Origin of the sequence: Rhodobacter capsulatus SB 1003 (assembly GCF_000021865.1) — a bacterium.
In the GTDB taxonomy this organism is placed as follows: Bacteria; Pseudomonadota; Alphaproteobacteria; order Rhodobacterales; family Rhodobacteraceae; genus Rhodobacter; species Rhodobacter capsulatus_B.
This window is the reverse complement of record NC_014034.1, coordinates 856,003-873,149: the sequence shown is the minus strand read 5'-3', so window position 1 is coordinate 873,149 and position 17,147 is coordinate 856,003. Positions and strand designations below refer to the sequence as shown.

General features: G+C 67.7%; 11 protein-coding genes. 8 read left to right on the top strand and 3 right to left on the bottom strand.

All coding sequences use genetic code 11. From position 1 onward, the window contains the following. The first annotated feature begins 100 nt into the window (after positions 1-100). The 8 genes from xdhA to RCAP_RS03935 all read left to right on the top strand — a co-directional run bounded on the left by xdhA (position 101) and on the right by RCAP_RS03935 (position 10,836). Positions 101-1,489: a xanthine dehydrogenase small subunit gene (gene xdhA / locus RCAP_RS03970; protein WP_013066536.1), complete on the top strand. Its 1,389-nt coding sequence runs from the start codon at positions 101-103 to the stop codon at positions 1,487-1,489. Next, positions 1,486-3,816, top strand: coding sequence for a xanthine dehydrogenase molybdopterin binding subunit (gene xdhB, locus RCAP_RS03965; RefSeq protein ID WP_013066535.1), 2,331 nt, complete (start codon positions 1,486-1,488; stop codon positions 3,814-3,816). Before xdhA ends, xdhB begins: the two co-directional genes overlap by 4 nt. Beyond that, a complete protein-coding gene (gene xdhC, locus RCAP_RS03960; RefSeq protein WP_013066534.1) occupies positions 3,813-4,751 on the top strand; it encodes a xanthine dehydrogenase accessory protein XdhC in 939 nt (312 codons plus the stop codon). Before xdhB ends, xdhC begins: the two co-directional genes overlap by 4 nt. Further along, on the top strand, positions 4,748-6,265 hold the full coding sequence (locus RCAP_RS03955; RefSeq protein WP_013066533.1) for an ABC transporter ATP-binding protein: 1,518 nt from the start codon (positions 4,748-4,750) through the stop codon (positions 6,263-6,265). The genes xdhC and RCAP_RS03955 overlap by 4 nt, the downstream gene beginning before the upstream one ends. Beyond that, positions 6,262-7,341: an ABC transporter permease gene (locus tag RCAP_RS03950; RefSeq protein WP_013066532.1), complete on the top strand. Its 1,080-nt coding sequence runs from the start codon at positions 6,262-6,264 to the stop codon at positions 7,339-7,341. The genes RCAP_RS03955 and RCAP_RS03950 overlap by 4 nt, the downstream gene beginning before the upstream one ends. After that, the gene (locus tag RCAP_RS03945; RefSeq protein ID WP_013066531.1) at positions 7,338-8,267 is read left to right on the top strand and encodes an ABC transporter permease; all 930 of its coding nucleotides are present in this window, start codon (positions 7,338-7,340) and stop codon (positions 8,265-8,267) included. Before RCAP_RS03950 ends, RCAP_RS03945 begins: the two co-directional genes overlap by 4 nt. Positions 8,268-8,306: 39 nt before the next feature. Next, entirely contained in the window at positions 8,307-9,389 is a 1,083-nt protein-coding gene (locus RCAP_RS03940) for a BMP family ABC transporter substrate-binding protein (protein ID WP_013066530.1), read from the top strand. A gap of 163 nt (positions 9,390-9,552) precedes the next feature. After that, a complete protein-coding gene (locus RCAP_RS03935) occupies positions 9,553-10,836 on the top strand; it encodes an NAD(P)/FAD-dependent oxidoreductase (RefSeq protein ID WP_013066529.1) in 1,284 nt (427 codons plus the stop codon). Positions 10,837-10,896: 60 nt separating this feature from the next. Here RCAP_RS03935 and RCAP_RS03930 read toward each other — a convergent pair whose 3' ends face one another. From RCAP_RS03930 to RCAP_RS03920, 3 genes are all read right to left on the bottom strand, one after another. Beyond that, the gene (locus RCAP_RS03930) at positions 10,897-11,103 is read right to left on the bottom strand and encodes a hypothetical protein (protein WP_013066528.1); all 207 of its coding nucleotides are present in this window, start codon (positions 11,101-11,103) and stop codon (positions 10,897-10,899) included. A gap of 114 nt (positions 11,104-11,217) precedes the next feature. Further along, positions 11,218-13,932 carry a putative bifunctional diguanylate cyclase/phosphodiesterase gene (locus RCAP_RS03925; protein WP_013066527.1) on the bottom strand — a complete coding sequence of 905 codons (2,715 nt, stop codon included), beginning with the start codon at positions 13,930-13,932 and terminating at the stop codon, positions 11,218-11,220. Beyond that, on the bottom strand, positions 13,929-16,994 hold the full coding sequence (locus RCAP_RS03920) for a CheR family methyltransferase (RefSeq protein WP_013066526.1): 3,066 nt from the start codon (positions 16,992-16,994) through the stop codon (positions 13,929-13,931). Before RCAP_RS03920 ends, RCAP_RS03925 begins: the two co-directional genes overlap by 4 nt. Positions 16,995-17,147 lie beyond the last annotated feature (153 nt).

Sequence of the window (17,147 nt, the reverse complement as noted above, 5' to 3'; positions counted from 1 at the left end):
AGCGCCAAAGCCTTGCGCAAAGCTGGATCAGGGAGAGCCCCCCGCTCTACGCCGCATCGGGCGGGGGAGGCCGGAAACCGGTATCGCGGCGGAAGACGCCATGGAAATTGCGTTTCTTCTCAATGGAGAAACCCGGCGGGTGCGGATCGAGGATCCGACCCAAAGCCTGCTGGACTGGCTGCGCGCCGAGGGGCTGACCGGCACCAAGGAGGGCTGCAACGAGGGCGATTGCGGCGCCTGCACGGTGATGATCCGCGACGCGGCGGGCAGCCGCGCGGTCAATGCCTGCCTGATGATGCTGCCGCAGATCGCAGGCAAGGCGCTGCGCACCATCGAAGGGATCGCGGCGCCCGATGGCCGCCTGCATCCGGTGCAACAGGCGATGATCGACCATCACGGCAGCCAATGCGGCTTTTGCACCCCGGGCTTCATCGTTTCGATGGCCGCGGCGCATGACCGGGACCGCAAGGATTACGACGACCTTCTGGCGGGCAACCTCTGCCGCTGCACCGGCTACGCGCCGATCCTGCGTGCAGCCGAAGCCGCGGCCGGGGAACCGCCCGCCGATTGGCTGCAAGCCGATGCCGCTTTCACCTTGGCGCAACTATCCTCGGGGGTGCGGGGACAGACGGCCCCCGCCTTCCTGCCCGAAACCAGCGATGCGCTGGCCGATTGGTATCTTGCCCATCCCGAAGCCACGCTGATCGCAGGGGGCACCGATGTCAGCCTCTGGGTGACGAAAGCGCTGCGCGACCTGCCCGAGGTGGCGTTTCTGAGCCATTGCAAGGACTTGGCGCAGATCCGGGAAACCCCGGACGGATACGGGATCGGCGCCGGGGTCACCATCGCGGCCCTGCGCGCCTTCGCCGAGGGGCCGCATCCGGCTTTGGCCGGTCTCTTGCGCCGCTTCGCCTCGGAACAGGTGCGGCAGGTGGCGACAATCGGCGGCAATATCGCCAATGGCTCGCCCATCGGAGACGGGCCGCCGGCGCTGATCGCGATGGGAGCAAGCCTGACCCTGCGCCGCGGTCAGGAGCGCCGCAGGATGCCGCTGGAGGATTTCTTCCTCGAGTATCGCAAGCAGGACCGGCGTCCGGGCGAATTCGTCGAAAGCGTCACCCTGCCGAAATCGGCACCGGGGCTGCGCTGCTACAAATTGTCGAAAAGGTTCGATCAGGACATTTCCGCGGTCTGCGGATGCCTCAATCTGACCCTGAAAGGTTCGAAAATTGAAACTGCGCGGATCGCCTTTGGCGGCATGGCCGGGGTGCCGAAACGCGCCGCCGCCTTCGAAGCGGCGCTGATCGGGCAGGATTTCCGCGAAGACACGATTGCCGCCGCGCTGCCGCTGCTCGCGCAGGATTTCACGCCGCTGTCCGACATGCGCGCCTCGGCCGCTTACCGGATGAATGCGGCGCAGGCGATGGCCCTGCGCTATGTGCGTGAGCTTTCCGGCGAGGCCGTCGCGGTGCTGGAGGTGATGCCATGAGCGTCGGCAAACCGCTGCCGCATGACTCGGCGCGGGCACATGTGACCGGGCAGGCGCGGTATCTGGACGACCTGCCCTGCCCCGCCAACACGCTGCATCTGGCCTTTGGCCTGTCGACCGAGGCCTCGGCCGCGATCACCGGGCTGGATCTGGAGCCGGTGCGGGAAAGCCCGGGCGTGATCGCGGTCTTCACCGCGGCCGACCTGCCGCATGACAACGACGCTTCGCCCGCGCCCAGCCCGGAGCCCGTTCTGGCCACGGGCGAGGTGCATTTCGTCGGCCAGCCGATCTTTCTGGTCGCCGCCACCAGCCATCGCGCGGCGCGGATCGCGGCCCGGAAGGCGCGCATCACCTATGCGCCGCGCCCGGCCATTCTGACGCTGGATCAGGCGCTTGCCGCCGACAGCCGGTTCGAGGGCGGGCCGGTGATCTGGGCGCGCGGCGATGTCGAAACCGCCCTGGCGGGCGCCGCGCATCTGGCCGAAGGCTGCTTCGAAATCGGCGGGCAGGAGCATTTTTACCTGGAGGGTCAGGCGGCTTTGGCGCTACCGGCCGAGGGCGGCGTGGTGATCCATTGTTCCAGCCAGCATCCCTCCGAGATCCAGCACAAGGTCGCCCATGCTTTGGGTCTGGCCTTTCACGATGTGCGGGTCGAGATGCGGCGGATGGGCGGCGGCTTTGGCGGCAAGGAAAGTCAGGGCAATCATCTGGCCATTGCCTGCGCGGTGGCGGCGCGGGCGACCGGGCGGCCCTGCAAGATGCGCTACGACCGCGACGATGACATGGTGATCACCGGCAAGCGGCATGATTTCCGCATCCGCTACCGGATCGGCGCCGATGCTTCGGGCAAGCTGCTGGGGGCGGATTTCGTGCATCTGGCGCGCTGCGGCTGGTCGGCGGATCTGAGCTTGCCGGTCTGCGACCGCGCCATGCTGCATGCCGATGGCAGCTATTTCGTCCCCGCCCTGCGCATCGAAAGCCACCGGTTGCGGACGAACACGCAATCGAACACCGCCTTTCGCGGCTTTGGCGGCCCGCAGGGCGCGTTGGGAATGGAACGCGCGATCGAGCATCTGGCGCGGGGGATGGGCCGGGATCCGGCCGAATTGCGGGCGTTGAATTTTTATGACCCGCCGGAGAGGGGGCTGTCTGCCCCCCCGAGCCCCCCCGAGCCTATTGCCACCAAGAAGACGCAGACCACGCATTACGGTCAGGAGGTGGCGGATTGCGTGCTGGGCGAGCTGGTCACGCGCTTGCAGAAATCTGCGAATTTCACGACGCGCAGGGCCGAAATTGCCGCATGGAATAGCACAAATCGAACCTTGGCGCGGGGCATTGCGCTTTCACCGGTGAAGTTCGGGATCTCCTTCACGCTGACCCATCTCAATCAGGCGGGCGCGCTGGTGCAGATCTATACCGACGGTTCGGTGGCGCTCAACCATGGCGGCACCGAGATGGGTCAGGGGCTGCATGCGAAGATGGTGCAGGTCGCGGCGGCGGTGCTGGGGATTGACCCGGTGCAGGTGCGCATCACCGCGACCGATACTTCGAAAGTGCCCAACACCTCGGCCACCGCGGCCTCTTCGGGGGCCGACATGAACGGGATGGCGGTGAAGGACGCCTGCGAGACGCTGCGCGGGCGGCTGGCCGGTTTTGTCGCCGCGCGCGAGGGCTGTGCCGCGCGGGACGTGATCTTCGACGCCGGTCAGGTGCAGGCGTCGGGCAAGTCCTGGCGCTTTGCCGAGATCGTCGCGGCGGCCTATATGGCGCGGATTTCCCTTTCCGCGACAGGGTTTTATGCGACGCCCAAGCTGTCCTGGGACCGGCTGCGCGGTCAGGGGCGGCCGTTTTTGTATTTCGCCTATGGCGCCGCGATCACCGAGGTGGTGATCGACCGGCTGACCGGCGAAAACCGTATCCTGCGCACCGATATCCTGCATGATGCCGGGGCCAGCCTGAACCCGGCGCTGGATATCGGCCAGATCGAGGGCGCCTATGTGCAGGGCGCGGGCTGGCTGACCACCGAGGAACTGGTCTGGGATCACTGCGGGCGGCTGATGACGCACGCGCCCTCGACCTACAAGATCCCGGCCTTTTCCGACCGCCCGCGCATCTTCAACGTCGCGCTGTGGGACCAGCCGAACCGCGAGGAGACGATCTTTCGCTCGAAGGCCGTGGGCGAGCCGCCCTTCCTTTTGGGGATTTCGGCTTTCCTTGCGCTGCATGACGCCTGCGCCGCCTGCGGTCCGCATTGGCCCGATCTGCAGGCCCCCGCCACGCCCGAAGCGGTTCTGGCCGCCGTCCGCCGCGCCGAGGGCCGGGCATGAGCCTTGATCTGCAAGGACTTGCGCAGGCGGCGGCGAGGGGGCCCTTTGTCCGGGTGCTGGTGGTCGAGACCAGGGGCTCGACCCCGCGCGAGGTCGGCGCCGAGATGCGGGTCTGGCCGGATCACACCCAAGGCACGATCGGCGGCGGCACGCTCGAGGCCGAGGCGATCACGATCGCCCGCGGCCTGACCGCCCCCGCCCTGCGCCGCTTTCCGCTCGGCCCGGCGCTGGGCCAATGCTGCGGCGGCGCGGTGACGCTGGCCTTCGAACCGCTGGATGCCGAAAGCCTGACGCGGATCGCGGGGCCGTTTCATGCCCGGCCCTTGACCGGCCCCGACATGCCGCTTGCGGTGCAGCGCGCGCTGAGCCTTGCGCGCAACAGCGGGCAGAGGCCGCCGCTGCTGCTTGACGGCTGGCTGATCGAACGCCTTGCCCCCCCGGCGCAGGAGCTGTGGATCTGGGGCGCCGGTCATGTCGGGCGCGCGCTGGTCGCCACGCTCGCCCCCCTGCCCCACTGGTCGATCCGCTGGGCCGATTTCGACGAAAGCCGATTCCCCGAGCCGATTCCCGAGACCGTCATGCCGGTCATTGCCGAAAATCCCGCCGATCTAGTGCCGCTTGCCGCCGCGTCAGCACACCATCTGATCCTGACCTATTCCCATGCGCTCGACCTCGAGTTGTGCCACCGGATTCTGCGCCATGGCTTTGCTGCCTGCGGGTTGATCGGCTCGCAGACCAAATGGTCAAGATTTCAGCGCCGCCTGCGCGATCTGGGGCACGCGCACGCGCAAATTTCGCGCATTGCCTGCCCGATAGGCGATCCGCGGCTCGGAAAGGAGCCGCAGGCCATTGCGATTTCCGTCGCCGCCGCGCTACTGAGGGAGCGGGTCGGCCATGCCGGGCTGACCGTCAACACGGAAGGACAGACCGGGTGACAGGGTCGCTGCTCAAGATCGAGGGCCTGACCAAGGCCTATCCCGGGGTCGTGGCGAACGACGGGGTGGGGTTCGAGGTCGCGCCGGGCAAGGTGCATGCGCTTTTGGGCGAGAACGGCGCGGGCAAATCGACGCTGGTGAAGATGATTTACGGGCTGGTGAAGCCCGATGCGGGGCAGATGACCTTTCTGGGCACGCCCTACACGCCTGCCGAGCCACGGGCCGCGCGCGCCGCGGGCGTGGCGATGGTGTTTCAGCATTTCTCGCTTTTCGAGGCGCTGAATGTTGCGGAAAACGTCGCCCTTGGCATGGAAAACCCGCCGCCGATGCGCGATCTGGCGGAACGGATCCGCGCGATTTCCACGGCTTACGGGCTGCCGCTGGATCCGGCGCGGATCGTGGGCGATCTGTCGGCGGGCGAACGCCAGCGGGTCGAGATCATCCGCTGTCTGCTGCAGGACCCCAAGCTTCTGATCATGGACGAGCCGACCTCGGTCCTGACCCCGCAAGAGGTCGAGATCCTGTTTCACACCCTGCGCAAGCTGGCGGCCGAGGGCACGGCGATTCTTTATATTTCCCATAAGCTTGAGGAAATCCGCAGCCTGTGCGACGGCGCGACGATCCTGCGCGGCGGCAAGGTGGTGGCCAGCTGCATGCCCCGGGAAAAATCGGCGCGCGAGTTGGCCGAGCTGATGGTGGGCGGCGAATTTGCCGCGACCGACCGGGCCGGGCGGAAAAGCGGCGCGGTGATCCTTGAGGTCGCGCGGCTGAACCTGCCGCCGATGACGCAATTCGGCCCGGCGCTGAAAGAGGTCAGCTTCACCCTGGCCGCGGGCGAGGTGCTGGGCATCGGCGGCGTCGCGGGCAACGGGCAGGAAGAGCTGCTGGCGACGCTTTCCGGGGAACGGCCCTCGGGCGCGGGCACGGTGACGCTGCATGAACAGGATATTTCCGACCTTGGGCCGAATGACCGCCGCCGTCTGGGGCTGCTGGCGGCGCCCGAGGAACGGCTGGGCCATGCCGCGGTGCCGAACCTGAGTCTCACGGAAAACGCGATCCTGACCGGCACCGTGCGTCGGCCGCTGACGCGCAACGGTTTTCTGAACATGGGCGCGGCGCGGCGCTTTGCCGAGGAGATCATCAAGGGCTTTGATGTCCGCACGCCGGGGCCGCATGTGGCGGCCCGCGCGCTCTCGGGCGGCAATCTGCAGAAATTCGTGATTGGCCGCGAGGTGCTGCAGGCGCCCGAGGTGCTGGTGGTGAACCAGCCGACCTGGGGCGTCGATGCTGCCGCCGCGGCCGCCATCCGGCAAGCGCTGCTCGATCTGGCGGCCAAGGGCGCGGCGGTGATCGTGATCAGCCAAGACCTTGACGAGCTTATGGAAATCGCCGATCGCTTCTGCGCGTTGAACGAGGGGCGGCTGTCAGAACCCCGCCCGACCGAGGGGCTGACGATGGAAGAGATCGGGCTGATGCTGGGCGGCGCCCATGGCATGCAGGAGGCGGCGCTGTGATCACGCTTGTCAAACGCCCGACGCCCTCGCGCTTTTGGTCCTTCACCACGCCGGTTCTGGCCGTGCTGGCCACGATGATCGCGGGCGGCGTGCTTTTCGCCATTCTGGGCAAGGATCCGGTCGCAGCGATCAAGGTGATCTTTTACGACCCGCTTTTCGGCCCGAATGCCGCCTATTTCCGCGGCCAGCTGCTGGTCAAGGCCGGGCCCCTGATCCTGATCGCGGCGGGGCTGGCGGTGGGGTTCCGCGCGGGGATCTGGAACATCGGCGCCGAGGGGCAATATATCATCGGCGCGCTGGCCGGGGCCTCGGTCGCCCTTGCCGCCTTTCCGGCCGAAAGCCATTGGCTTTTCCCGGCGATGGTGGTGGCGGGCGCGCTGGGCGGCTGGCTTTGGGGGATGATCCCGGCGGTGCTGAAGGTGCTTTTCGGCACGTCCGAGATCCTCGTGTCGCTGATGCTGGTCTATGTGGCGCAGAATTTCCTCGCCTGGGCGGCCTTTGGCCCCTTGAAGAACCCCGAGGGCTACGGCTTTCCCGGCTCGCGCAACCTGCAGCAATACCCTTCGGCCCATAACCCGGAACTGATCGCGGGCACCGGCATGCATTGGGGCGTCGTGGCGGCCTTTGTCGCGGTCATCGCCACCTATGTGCTGATGAGCCGCCACATCGCGGGCTTTCGCATCCGTGTGGCGGGCGAGGCCCCGCGGGCGGCGCGGTTCGCGGGCGTGCTGCCCGCGAAACTGGTGATGTTCTGTCTGGGGCTTTCGGGGGCGCTGGCGGGTCTTGCGGGGATGTTCGAAGTGGCGGGCCCCTCGGGTCAGATCACCGACAGTTTCAACGCGGGCTATGGCTTCACCGCGATCATCGTCGCCTTCCTCGGGCGGCTGAACGCGATCGGGATCTTGCTGGCCGGGCTTCTGATGGCGCTGACCTATATCGGCGGCGACATGGCGCAGCTGATGCTGGGCCTGCCCACTGCCGCCATTCAGGTGTTCCAGGGCATGCTTTTGTTTTTCCTCTTGGGATTCGACCTGCTCACGCAGTACCGTCTGCGCGTCGGAAAGGGCTCGAAATGATTGGCGGCATTGATATCGTCACCCTGATCGCGGCGCTGATGGCGGCCTCGACGCCGGTTCTTCTCGCGGCGACGGGCGAGCTCGTCGCGGAAAAGGCGGGCGTGCTGAACCTGGGCGTCGAGGGGATGATGATCGTCGGCGCCGTCGCGGGCTTTGCCATGGCCGTCGGCACCGGCAGCCCGGTTCTGGGCTTTGCGGGCGGCGCGCTGGCGGGGGCGCTTCTGGCCTGCCTTTTCGCCCTGCTGACACAGGTCTTCCTGTCGAACCAGACCGCCACCGGCCTTGCGCTGACGCTGTTCGGGCTGGGGCTTTCGGCCCTTGCGGGCAAGGGGTTCGAGGGCGTGCGCCCGCCTGCGACCGGCAAGATGCCCTTCGGGCCGCTCGCCGATCTGCCGGTGATCGGGCCGATCCTGTTCGGGCATGACTGGATGGTCTATGTCTCGCTTGCGCTGGTGGCCGGGGTCTGGGCGTTTCTGAAATATGCGCGTCTGGGCCTGATCCTGCGCGCGGTCGGCGAAAACCACGATGCCGCCCATGCGCTGGGCTATCGCGTCATCGCCATGCGCTGTGCGGCGCTGGCCTTTGGCGGCGCGCTGGCGGGGCTGGGCGGCGCTTACCTGTCGCTTGTGCGCGTGCCGCAATGGACCGAGGGGATGACCGCGGGGGCGGGCTGGATTGCCCTTGCCATCGTCGTCTTTGCCAGCTGGCGGGCCGAGCGCGTGCTGATCGGCGCCTATATGTTCGGCGGCATCACCGCGCTGCAGCTGCAGCTGCAGGCGGCGGGCTATGCGATCCCGGTGCATTTCCTGACCATGGCGCCTTACGTGATCACCGTCCTTGTGCTGGTGATCCTGTCCGCAACCCACCGCCACGGGGCACCGGCCGCGCCGGCGGCGCTGGGGCGGTCGTTCCACGCCTCGAGCTGAGGCCAAACCCGGGCATCCGCCCGCAACAAGGAAGCTCCCATGGACCGCAGATCCTTCCTGAAAACCACCGCCGCCACCGCGACGCTTGCCGCCGTCGGCCTGCCGGTGGCCGCCGCCGATCCGCTGAAGATCGGCTTCATCTATGTCGGCCCGGTGGGCGACATGGGCTGGTCGTATCAGCATGACGTCGCCCGCCGCGAAATGGAGGCGGCGCTGGGCGGCAAGGTCGTCACCTCCTTCATCGAGAACGTGCCCGAAGGCCCGGATGCCGAACGCGCCCTGACCCAGCTCGCGCTCGAGGGCAACCAGCTGATCTTCGCGACCTCGTTTGGCTTCATGGATGCGACGGTGAATGTCGCGGCGAAATTCCCGAACGTGAAGTTCGAGCACGCGACGGGCTACAAGCGCGCCGAGAACCTGGCCACCTATGATGCGCGCTTCTACGAAGGCCGCGCGGTGCAGGGCACGATCGCGGGCCGGATGACGAAGACGAACAAGATCGGCTACATCGGGTCGTTCCCGATCCCCGAGGTGATCCAGGGCATCAACGCCGCCTATATCCACGCGAAAAAGGTGAACCCGGATGTCGAGATCAAGGTGGTCTGGGCCTATACCTGGTTCGACCCGGCGAAAGAGGCCGACGCCGCCGCCGCGCTGATCGCCGAGGGCTGCGATTTCATCCTGCAGCACACCGACTCGACCGCACCGCAGGCGAAGGCGCAGGAAGCGGGCAATGTCTTCACCTTCGGGCAGGCCTCGGACATGGAAGCCTTCAAGCCCTCGCCGCGCGTCGCCTCGACGATCGACAACTGGGCGCCCTATTACATCAAGCGCGCCCAGGCGCTGGTCGATGGCAGCTGGGCCTCGGAAGGCACCTGGGGCGGCATCGGCACCGGCATGGTGAAGATCGGCGACATCACCGAGGCGGTCCCCGCCGAGGTGAAGGCCGAAGCCGAGGCGCTGATCGCGAAGATCTCCGACGGCTCCTATCACCCGTTCACCGGCCCGCTGAAGAAGCAGGACGGCTCGGACTGGCTGGCCGAGGGCAAGACCCCCGAAGATGGCGAGCTGGCCGGTCTGAACTTCTTCGTCGAGGGCATCAAGGCCGAAATGCCGAAGTGACCTGACGCAAATTCATGCTAAGGTTGTGGGGCGGACGCTGGTCCGCCCCTTTCTTTTTCGCCTGATCCGCGGGACCGATCTTCCCGCTTGACAGGTTGCCTATTCATATTCTCATATGTGCATATACGGGCTTCGGCCCGACAGCCAGTTCGGGGAGGGACAGATGGCTCATATCGTGGTTCTGGGTGCCGGTTTGGGCGGCGCCATCATGGCATATGAATTGCGCGAACAGGTGCGCAAGGAAGACAAGGTCACCGTCATCACCAAGGACCCGATGTATCATTTCGTGCCCTCGAACCCCTGGGTGGCGGTGGGCTGGCGCGACCGCAAGGAGATCACCGTGGACCTTGCGCCGACGATGGCGCGCAAGAACATCGACTTCATCCCGGTGGCAGCGAAGCGCCTGCATCCGGCGGAAAACCGGGTCGAGCTGGAAAACGGCCAGTCGGTCAGCTACGACCAGATCGTCATCGCCACCGGCCCGGAACTGGCCTTCGACGAGATCGAGGGCTTCGGCCCCGAGGGCCACACGCAATCGATCTGCCATATCGACCATGCCGAGGAGGCGCGTCTGGCCTTTGACCGCTTTTGCGAAAACCCCGGCCCGATCCTCATCGGCGCGGCGCAGGGCGCCAGCTGCTTCGGCCCGGCTTACGAATTCACCTTCATCCTTGATACCGCGCTGCGCAAGCGCAAGATCCGCGACAAGGTGCCGATGACCTTCGTCACCTCGGAGCCCTATGTCGGGCATCTGGGGCTGGACGGGGTGGGCGACACCAAGGGCCTGCTCGAAGGCAACCTGCGCGACAAGCACATCAAATGGATGACCTCGACCCGGATCAAACGCGTCGAAAAGGGCAAGATGGTGGTCGAGGAGGTGACCGAGGACGGCACGGTCAAGCCCGAGAAAGAGCTGCCCTTCGGCTATGCGATGATGCTGCCCGCGTTCCGCGGCATCAAGGCGCTGATGGGGATCGAGGGGCTGGTCAATCCGCGCGGCTTCGTCATCGTCGATCAGCACCAGCAGAACCCGACCTTCAAGAACGTCTTCGCGGTCGGCGTCTGCGTGGCGATCCCGCCGATCGGGCCGACGCCGGTGCCCTGCGGCGTGCCGAAGACCGGCTTCATGATCGAAAGCATGGTCACCGCCACCGCCCACAACATCGGCCGGATCGTGCGCGGGTTTGAGGCCGACGAGGTCGGCAGCTGGAACGCCGTCTGTCTGGCCGATTTCGGCGATCAGGGCATCGCCTTTGTCGCGCAGCCGCAGATCCCGCCGCGCAACGTGAACTGGTCGAGCCAGGGCAAATGGGTGCATTGGGCCAAGGAGGGGTTCGAGCGCTATTTCATGCACAAGCTGCGCCGCGGGACCTCCGAGACCTTCTATGAAAAGGCCGCGATGAAGTTTCTGGGCATCGACAAGCTGAAGGCCGTCAAAAAGGGATAGCGCCCCCGCTGCCCCCGGACGGACAGGCAGGCGCGGGAAACCGCGCCTGTTTGCGTGCCCTCAGTTCGCAGGCGCCGAATGGGCGGGAGCGGAGCTGGCGGGGGCCGGTTTCGCCGTCGCGGCGGCGGTGGCGGCGGCCTGGGCCTTGGCGCGTTCCTCGTGGCGCCAGATCCCGAAGAATTCGAACCCGCCCAGCACCAGGGCCACGCCGATCGCGATCAGATAATTCTTCGAGGTGCCAAGCGGCGAGGGCGGCAGGTTCGACATGATCTTGCTCCTTTCGAGCCGGGGTTTGCAGCTTTTCCAAGGATAGGGCGGCCGCGGCGAAAGGACAGGGCGCGAAAGGACAGCGGGCGAAAGGACAGGGGGGCGAAAGGCGGGCTAGAGCGGCGGGCCCAGAAACCGCGCCTCGAAGGCCGCGGCGGAAAGCGGCGGCGCCAGCAGGAACCCCTGCCCCATGTCGCAGCCCATCGCCGCCAGCGTCGCCGCCTCGGCCTCGGTCTCGATCCCCTCGGCCAGCGTCGCATAGCCGAAGCGCCGCGCCAGCCCGGTGATCGCCTCGACGATCAGCCGGGCGTTGCGGTCCGCCTCGATGCCGCGCACGAAATGCGCGTCGATCTTCAGCATCGAGACCGGCAGCCGCGCCAGATAGGCCAGACAGGAATAGCCGGCGCCGAAATCGTCGATCGCCAGCCGCAGCCCGCGCGCGCGCAACCGCCCAAGCGCCTCGACCGCGCCCGGAACCCGGTCGGCCAGCTGATCCTCGGTCAGCTCGATCTGCAGCCCGGTGCAGTCGCAGGCGCAGCCCGCGCAGCCGGTCAGCGCCTCGGCCCAGTCGGGCGCGGCCAGATCGGCGGCGGTCTGGTTGATCGACATCAGCCAGTCGGCCCCCACCCGCCCGGATTTGCGCCAGCGGCACAGGGTCCGCGTCGCCTCGCCGAAGACCCAGCGATCGAGCGCGGGCATCAGCCCCGCCCGCTGCGCGACGGGCAGGAAATCGCCCGGGGTGATCAGGCCGCGGCCGGGGCGGTTCCAGCGGATCAGCGCCTCGCAGCCGCGCAGGCCGCGGTCGTGCAGACCGAAAAGCGGCTGGAACTGCAGCACCATCTCGCCGCGCTCGACCGCGCCCGCCAGCGCATGGCGCAAATCCAGCTCGCGCGCCGCCTCGACCCCCATCTGCGGTTCGTAAAGCATCACCGTGCGACGGCTCATCTTGCCCGCGTACATCGCCAGATCGGCATTGCGCAACAGCACGTCGCGGCTGTCGCCATGGGCGCCGAAACAGGCGATCCCCACCGTCGCCGCCGGGCGATACTGATGCAGCCCCGGCAGGTCGATCGGCAGCGCCAGCGCCTCGAGCAGCGCCAGCGCCTGCCGCTGCGCCGCCTCGGCGCCGGTGTCGCGCAAAAGCAGCACGAATTCGTCGCCGCCGATCCGGGCGATGAAATGATCCGCCCCGGCGCCGATCCGCAGCCTTTGCGCCACCGCCGAGAGCAGCATGTCGCCGGTTTCATGGCCCAGCGTGTCATTGACCGACTTGAACTGGTCGAGATCGATGAAAAGCACCGCAAAGCCGCGCCCGCCATGCCCCGCCCGTTCGATCCAGCCGTCGATCCGCTCGCCCAAGAGGGTGCGGTTCGGCAACCCGGTCAGCAGGTCGTAATTCGCCAGCCGCAGGTTGTCCGCCTGCGCCTGCCGCAAGGGCGTCAGGTCGGAAAACATCGCCACATGGCCCAGCACCCGCCCCGAAGCATCGGCCAGACGGGTGATCCGGCTCCAGCAGATCATCGACTTGCCTTCAGAGGAACGCAGCACCGCCTCGCCGCGCCAGAGGCCGCGCGCGCGCAGCTCGGCCAGCCAGCCGTCCTGCGGTGCGCTCGTCTCTGTCGCGGGACCCGGCCCCGGCGCGGCCATCGCGACCAGAAGCCCCTCGAGCAGCCGCCCGAGCAGCCGCGCCTGACCAAAGCCCGCCACCTGTTCGAAAGCGGCATTGGCGCGCAGGATCCGCAGATCGGGATCGGTCAGCACGATCGCCTCCGAGGATTGGTCGAAGACCATCTCGGCCAGCTCGCGGGCGCGGACTTCCTCGGTCACGTCATGGCTGCGGGTCACGACGCCGACGACAGCGCCGAAATCGTCGAAGAGCGGCATCTTTTCCGTGCGCAGCCGTTCCCATCCGCCCGCAGAGACCGTCCGGGACGGCGGCGCAAGACTGTCCGCCGGGCGCAGCCGCGTCTGTTCCAGCGTGATCCCGCTTTGCGTCCTGCGCACCCGGGCATCCAGCTGCGCGGCATGCAGCGCCTCGATCAGCGGCAGGAAATCCTGCGGCAGCTGGCCGATCACCTCGGCCTCGCTGCGGCCGTTGGCGCGCAGGAAAGCCCGGTTCACCAGGCAGACCCGGCCGTCGGCATCGGTGACGCTGACCGGATCGGGGAAGGCATCCAGCAAGAGCCGCCGCAGATCGGCGCCCGCATGCGCCAGCGCAGGATCGGTTCCGGGGCTGGTTTCCGGCGCGGAACCGGGGTCGGGCAGCAGCAGCAGCCACCAGCGGCCGGGGGTCTCGGGCTGCGGCTTGCGCGCCCGCAACAGCGCCGCCTGCGCCCGGCGGGTCTGCCCGGGGGCCAGGGCGAAGACAAGGGTCAGATCCGCCGCCGCGGGCGCCGCCGGATCGCCCGCCCGCGCCAAAGCCGCCGACAGCCGCCCGATCTGCGGCCGCGTCAGCGACCGGCGCAGCGCCGCCCCGCCGTTCTGCTCGAAGCTTTCGCCCAGAAACCGCCGCGCCGCCTCGTTCGAATAATGCAGGCCCAGCGTCGCATCGATGCTGAGGATCGGCACCGGCGCGTCGCGCAAGAGCCGGTGCATCGCCTCCAGATCGGCTTGCTGACGCGCCCCCTCCTCGATCAGCTGGCCCAGCGCGGCGGCCTGTTCGACAACGCCCAGACGCAGCCGGTTGAAGCCGAGAAGCACCGCCTCATCCAGACCCGCCGCCGTCAGCGCGCCCTCGACCTGACGGAACTGCAACTCGGTCAGCGTCACCAGATCGTGGCCGAAGCCCCCCGCCAGATCGGCATCGATCCTTCCGGGCGAAGAGCTCATGCGCGCGGCGCCCCCCCGTCGGCTCCGGTCCCGTCAGATCCGGGCAGGCCCCCGGAACTGGTCTCGGGGCTGGCTTCGGTCTGGTTGTGCCAGCGGGTGATCTCGATATGGCTGACCACGGCGCCGCCGCGGGCGCCATCGAGCGGGCGCGCATGCATCACGAACCAGCGCGGCTGCCCCGGCGCATCGCAGGGATATTCCATGGTGAAATGCCGCTGCTTGCCGGTCAGGACGCTGCGGATCCCCTCGACCGCGCGTTTCGCATAGCCGGAATCGATCGCCGCCTCGCCGATGTCGCAGCGGCCGACATAATTCGTGCCGACCCCGGTATGGGCCAGCCCCGGATCGCCGTTATCCGCCGCAAACCGGGTCCAGGCGGCGTTCACCAGCAGAATGTCGCCATGCCCGTCCAGCACCGCCACATGTTCGGCCAGCCCGTCGATCACCGCCTGCAACAGCTGCAGGTTGCGGGTCTGGGTGATGTCGACAAAGGTCACCACCGCGCCCTGCGCCGCCGAGGACGGCACCCGATAGGGCAGCATCCGCACCAGATAATGTCGCCCGTTCAGCCCCGAGACCTCGCGCTCGGTGCGGGACTGGCCCTGCAGCGTGCGGCGCAGATCATCCAGCAGCGCCGGATAATCCAGCCGATGCGTCAGATCGCCCAGCGGGCGGCCGACATCGACATCGCGGATGCGGAACAGCTCTGCCGCGTCGGGGCTGAACCGCGTCACCGTCAGCTCGCTGTCGACAAAGATCGTGCTCATCGCCATGATCTCGGTCAGGCTGTCCAGATCGGCGTTCGAGCGGTTCAGCAGGTCGATCTTTTCCTGATATTCCGCATTGAGCGAGTTCAGTTCCTCGTTGACCGACTGCAATTCCTCGTTGGCCGATTGCAGCTCCTCGTTCGAGGCCATCATCTCCTCGTTCGTCGCCTGCAATTCCTCGTTCGAGGTTTCCAGCTCCTCGATCATCGCCTGCAGGCTTTCGCGCGTCATCGCCAGCTCGGCTTCCAGCATCTCGATGCGGGCGCCGACCTCGCGGTCGATGTCGATGCCGGAAATGCCGTCATCGGGGCCCTCGTCGGGCTCGAAGGCGAGGATGTAAAGCCGCCCCTCGTCGCTGTCGGTGCCCTGCTTGACCGGCACGACGCGCAGCCGCAGCCGCATGGGATCGGGGCCCAGGATGCCCTCGGCGATCGGGATCGAATCCGAGGCGGCTTCCTCGCCCAGCCGCGCCGATTTGAACAAAAGCGCCGAGGCGACGGGCAGAAGCGGCTCGACCAGCATCCGGCCGATTTCCAGCGAGGCGGCGCCTTCGCGCATCTGCATGAAGCGGCTGACCTCGCCGTAGGAATGCAGGATCTCGTGGTGGCTGTTGACCAGAAGCGCGGGCGGCGGCGCGTAGGTGCGCGAAAGCGTGGCAAAGCCGCGCTCGACCGCGGTGACGGGGGCATTGTCGGCGCGGGTGCGCGGCGGGCGCGGCGTGACGTAAAGCCCGGCGCGGCGGTCGGTCAGCGGCGCGGCCCCCGGGCGCAGCGCCTGCCAGATCCGGTGCCGGGCCGAGAGCACCGAGAAATCGTCCTGCACCTGCACCAGCGCCTCGGAGCCGCCGAGGAACAGATAGCCCCCGGTGCGCAGCGCATAATGCATCCGCCGCAGCGCGCGTTCCTGCGCCTCGGGGCGGAAATAGATCAGCGTGTTGCGGCAGGTGACCAGATCCATCCGGGTGAAGGGCGGGTCCGACAACAGGTTGTGGCGGGCGAAAACGATGGTCTGCCGGATCTCGGGACGGATCGTGTATTGCCCGCCGCGGGTGGTGAAGAAGCGTTCCAGAAAGGTCGTCGGCAGATCGGCGGCGATGGTTTCGGCAAAGAACCCGGCCGCCGCGGTCTCGATGTTCATCGGCTCGACATCGGTGGCAAAGATCTTCAGCGTCGGCCAGCGCCCCGCCCGCTCGAAAGCGTCAAAGAACAGCATCGCCAGCGTATAGGCTTCCTCGCCCGTCGCGCAGCCCGCCGTCCAGACCCGCAGCGTCGAGCCCACCGCCGCCTGCGCCACCAGCGGATCGATCACCTTTTCCGCCAGTTCGGCAAAGGAGTCCGGATCGCGGAAGAACGAGGTGACCGGGATCAGCATTTCCCGGCGCAGGCTGGCCAGCTCGGTGCGGTCATGCGTGAGCAGTTCCAGATAGGAGGTCAGGTCCGGCACCTGCCGCACGCCCATCCGCCGCTCGATCCGGCGCTGCACCGTGCCGGGCTTGTAATCAAGGAAATTCACCTCGCCCGAGAGCGACAGGATCTCGACGATCCGGCCCAGGGCCTCGGCCGGTTCCAGCCCGTCGAACTGGCCCACGGCGACGCGGTCGTCATCCACCGCCACGCCCGTCGCGCCATCGGGACGCTCGGCCCCGGTGAGCTGGCCCAGCCGCGGCCGCCGGATCAGGTAATCAGCGATCCAGGGGCCGATCCGCTCGATGCCCAGCGCGGAATCGATGAAGCCCGTCGCGATGGCCGAACGCGGCATGCCGTCAAAGCGCGCGTCGCGCGGATCCTGCGCGATGGCGACGCCGCCCGCCGCATGCACCGCGCCAACGCCGCGGGTGCCGTCCGAGCCGGTGCCCGACAGCACCACCGCCACGGCGCGGCTGCCAAAGCCCGCCGCCATCGAGGTGAAAAACGCGTCGATCGGCAAGGACAGCACGCGGCGATCCTTGGGCGCCAGCCGCAGATGCCGTCCCTCCAGCGTCATGATCGTCGCGGGCGGGATCAGAAACACCGTGTCGGCGGCCAGTTCCATCTCGTCCTCGACGGTGACGACCGGCATTTTCGTATGCCGCGCCAGCAGCGAGGCCATGATCGACTTGTGGTCGGGCGACAGGTGCTGGATCACCACATAGGCCGCGCCGGTATCGGCGGGCAGCCCGTCGAAAAGCCGCTCGAGCGCGTCAAGCCCCCCGGCCGAGGCGCCGATCGCCACCACCGCGCGGGGCTCCGGCGCGGCCGAAGCCGCGGCCCCCTGCCCGCCTTGCATGTCCGTCTCTGGCGCAGGAACGTCCATCATGATCGCTCCTTTCCGGGCCCTGCCCTTGCGTCTTCGCCGGATCCGCTTGCCTGCGCTTTCTGCGAAGGCCCTGCGAAACCAGTGAATTTCCCTCGAATGAGAAGCCTTCGGCCCCCCGCTGTCAACGTCTTTCGATCTGCCTCCGGCGCGGCG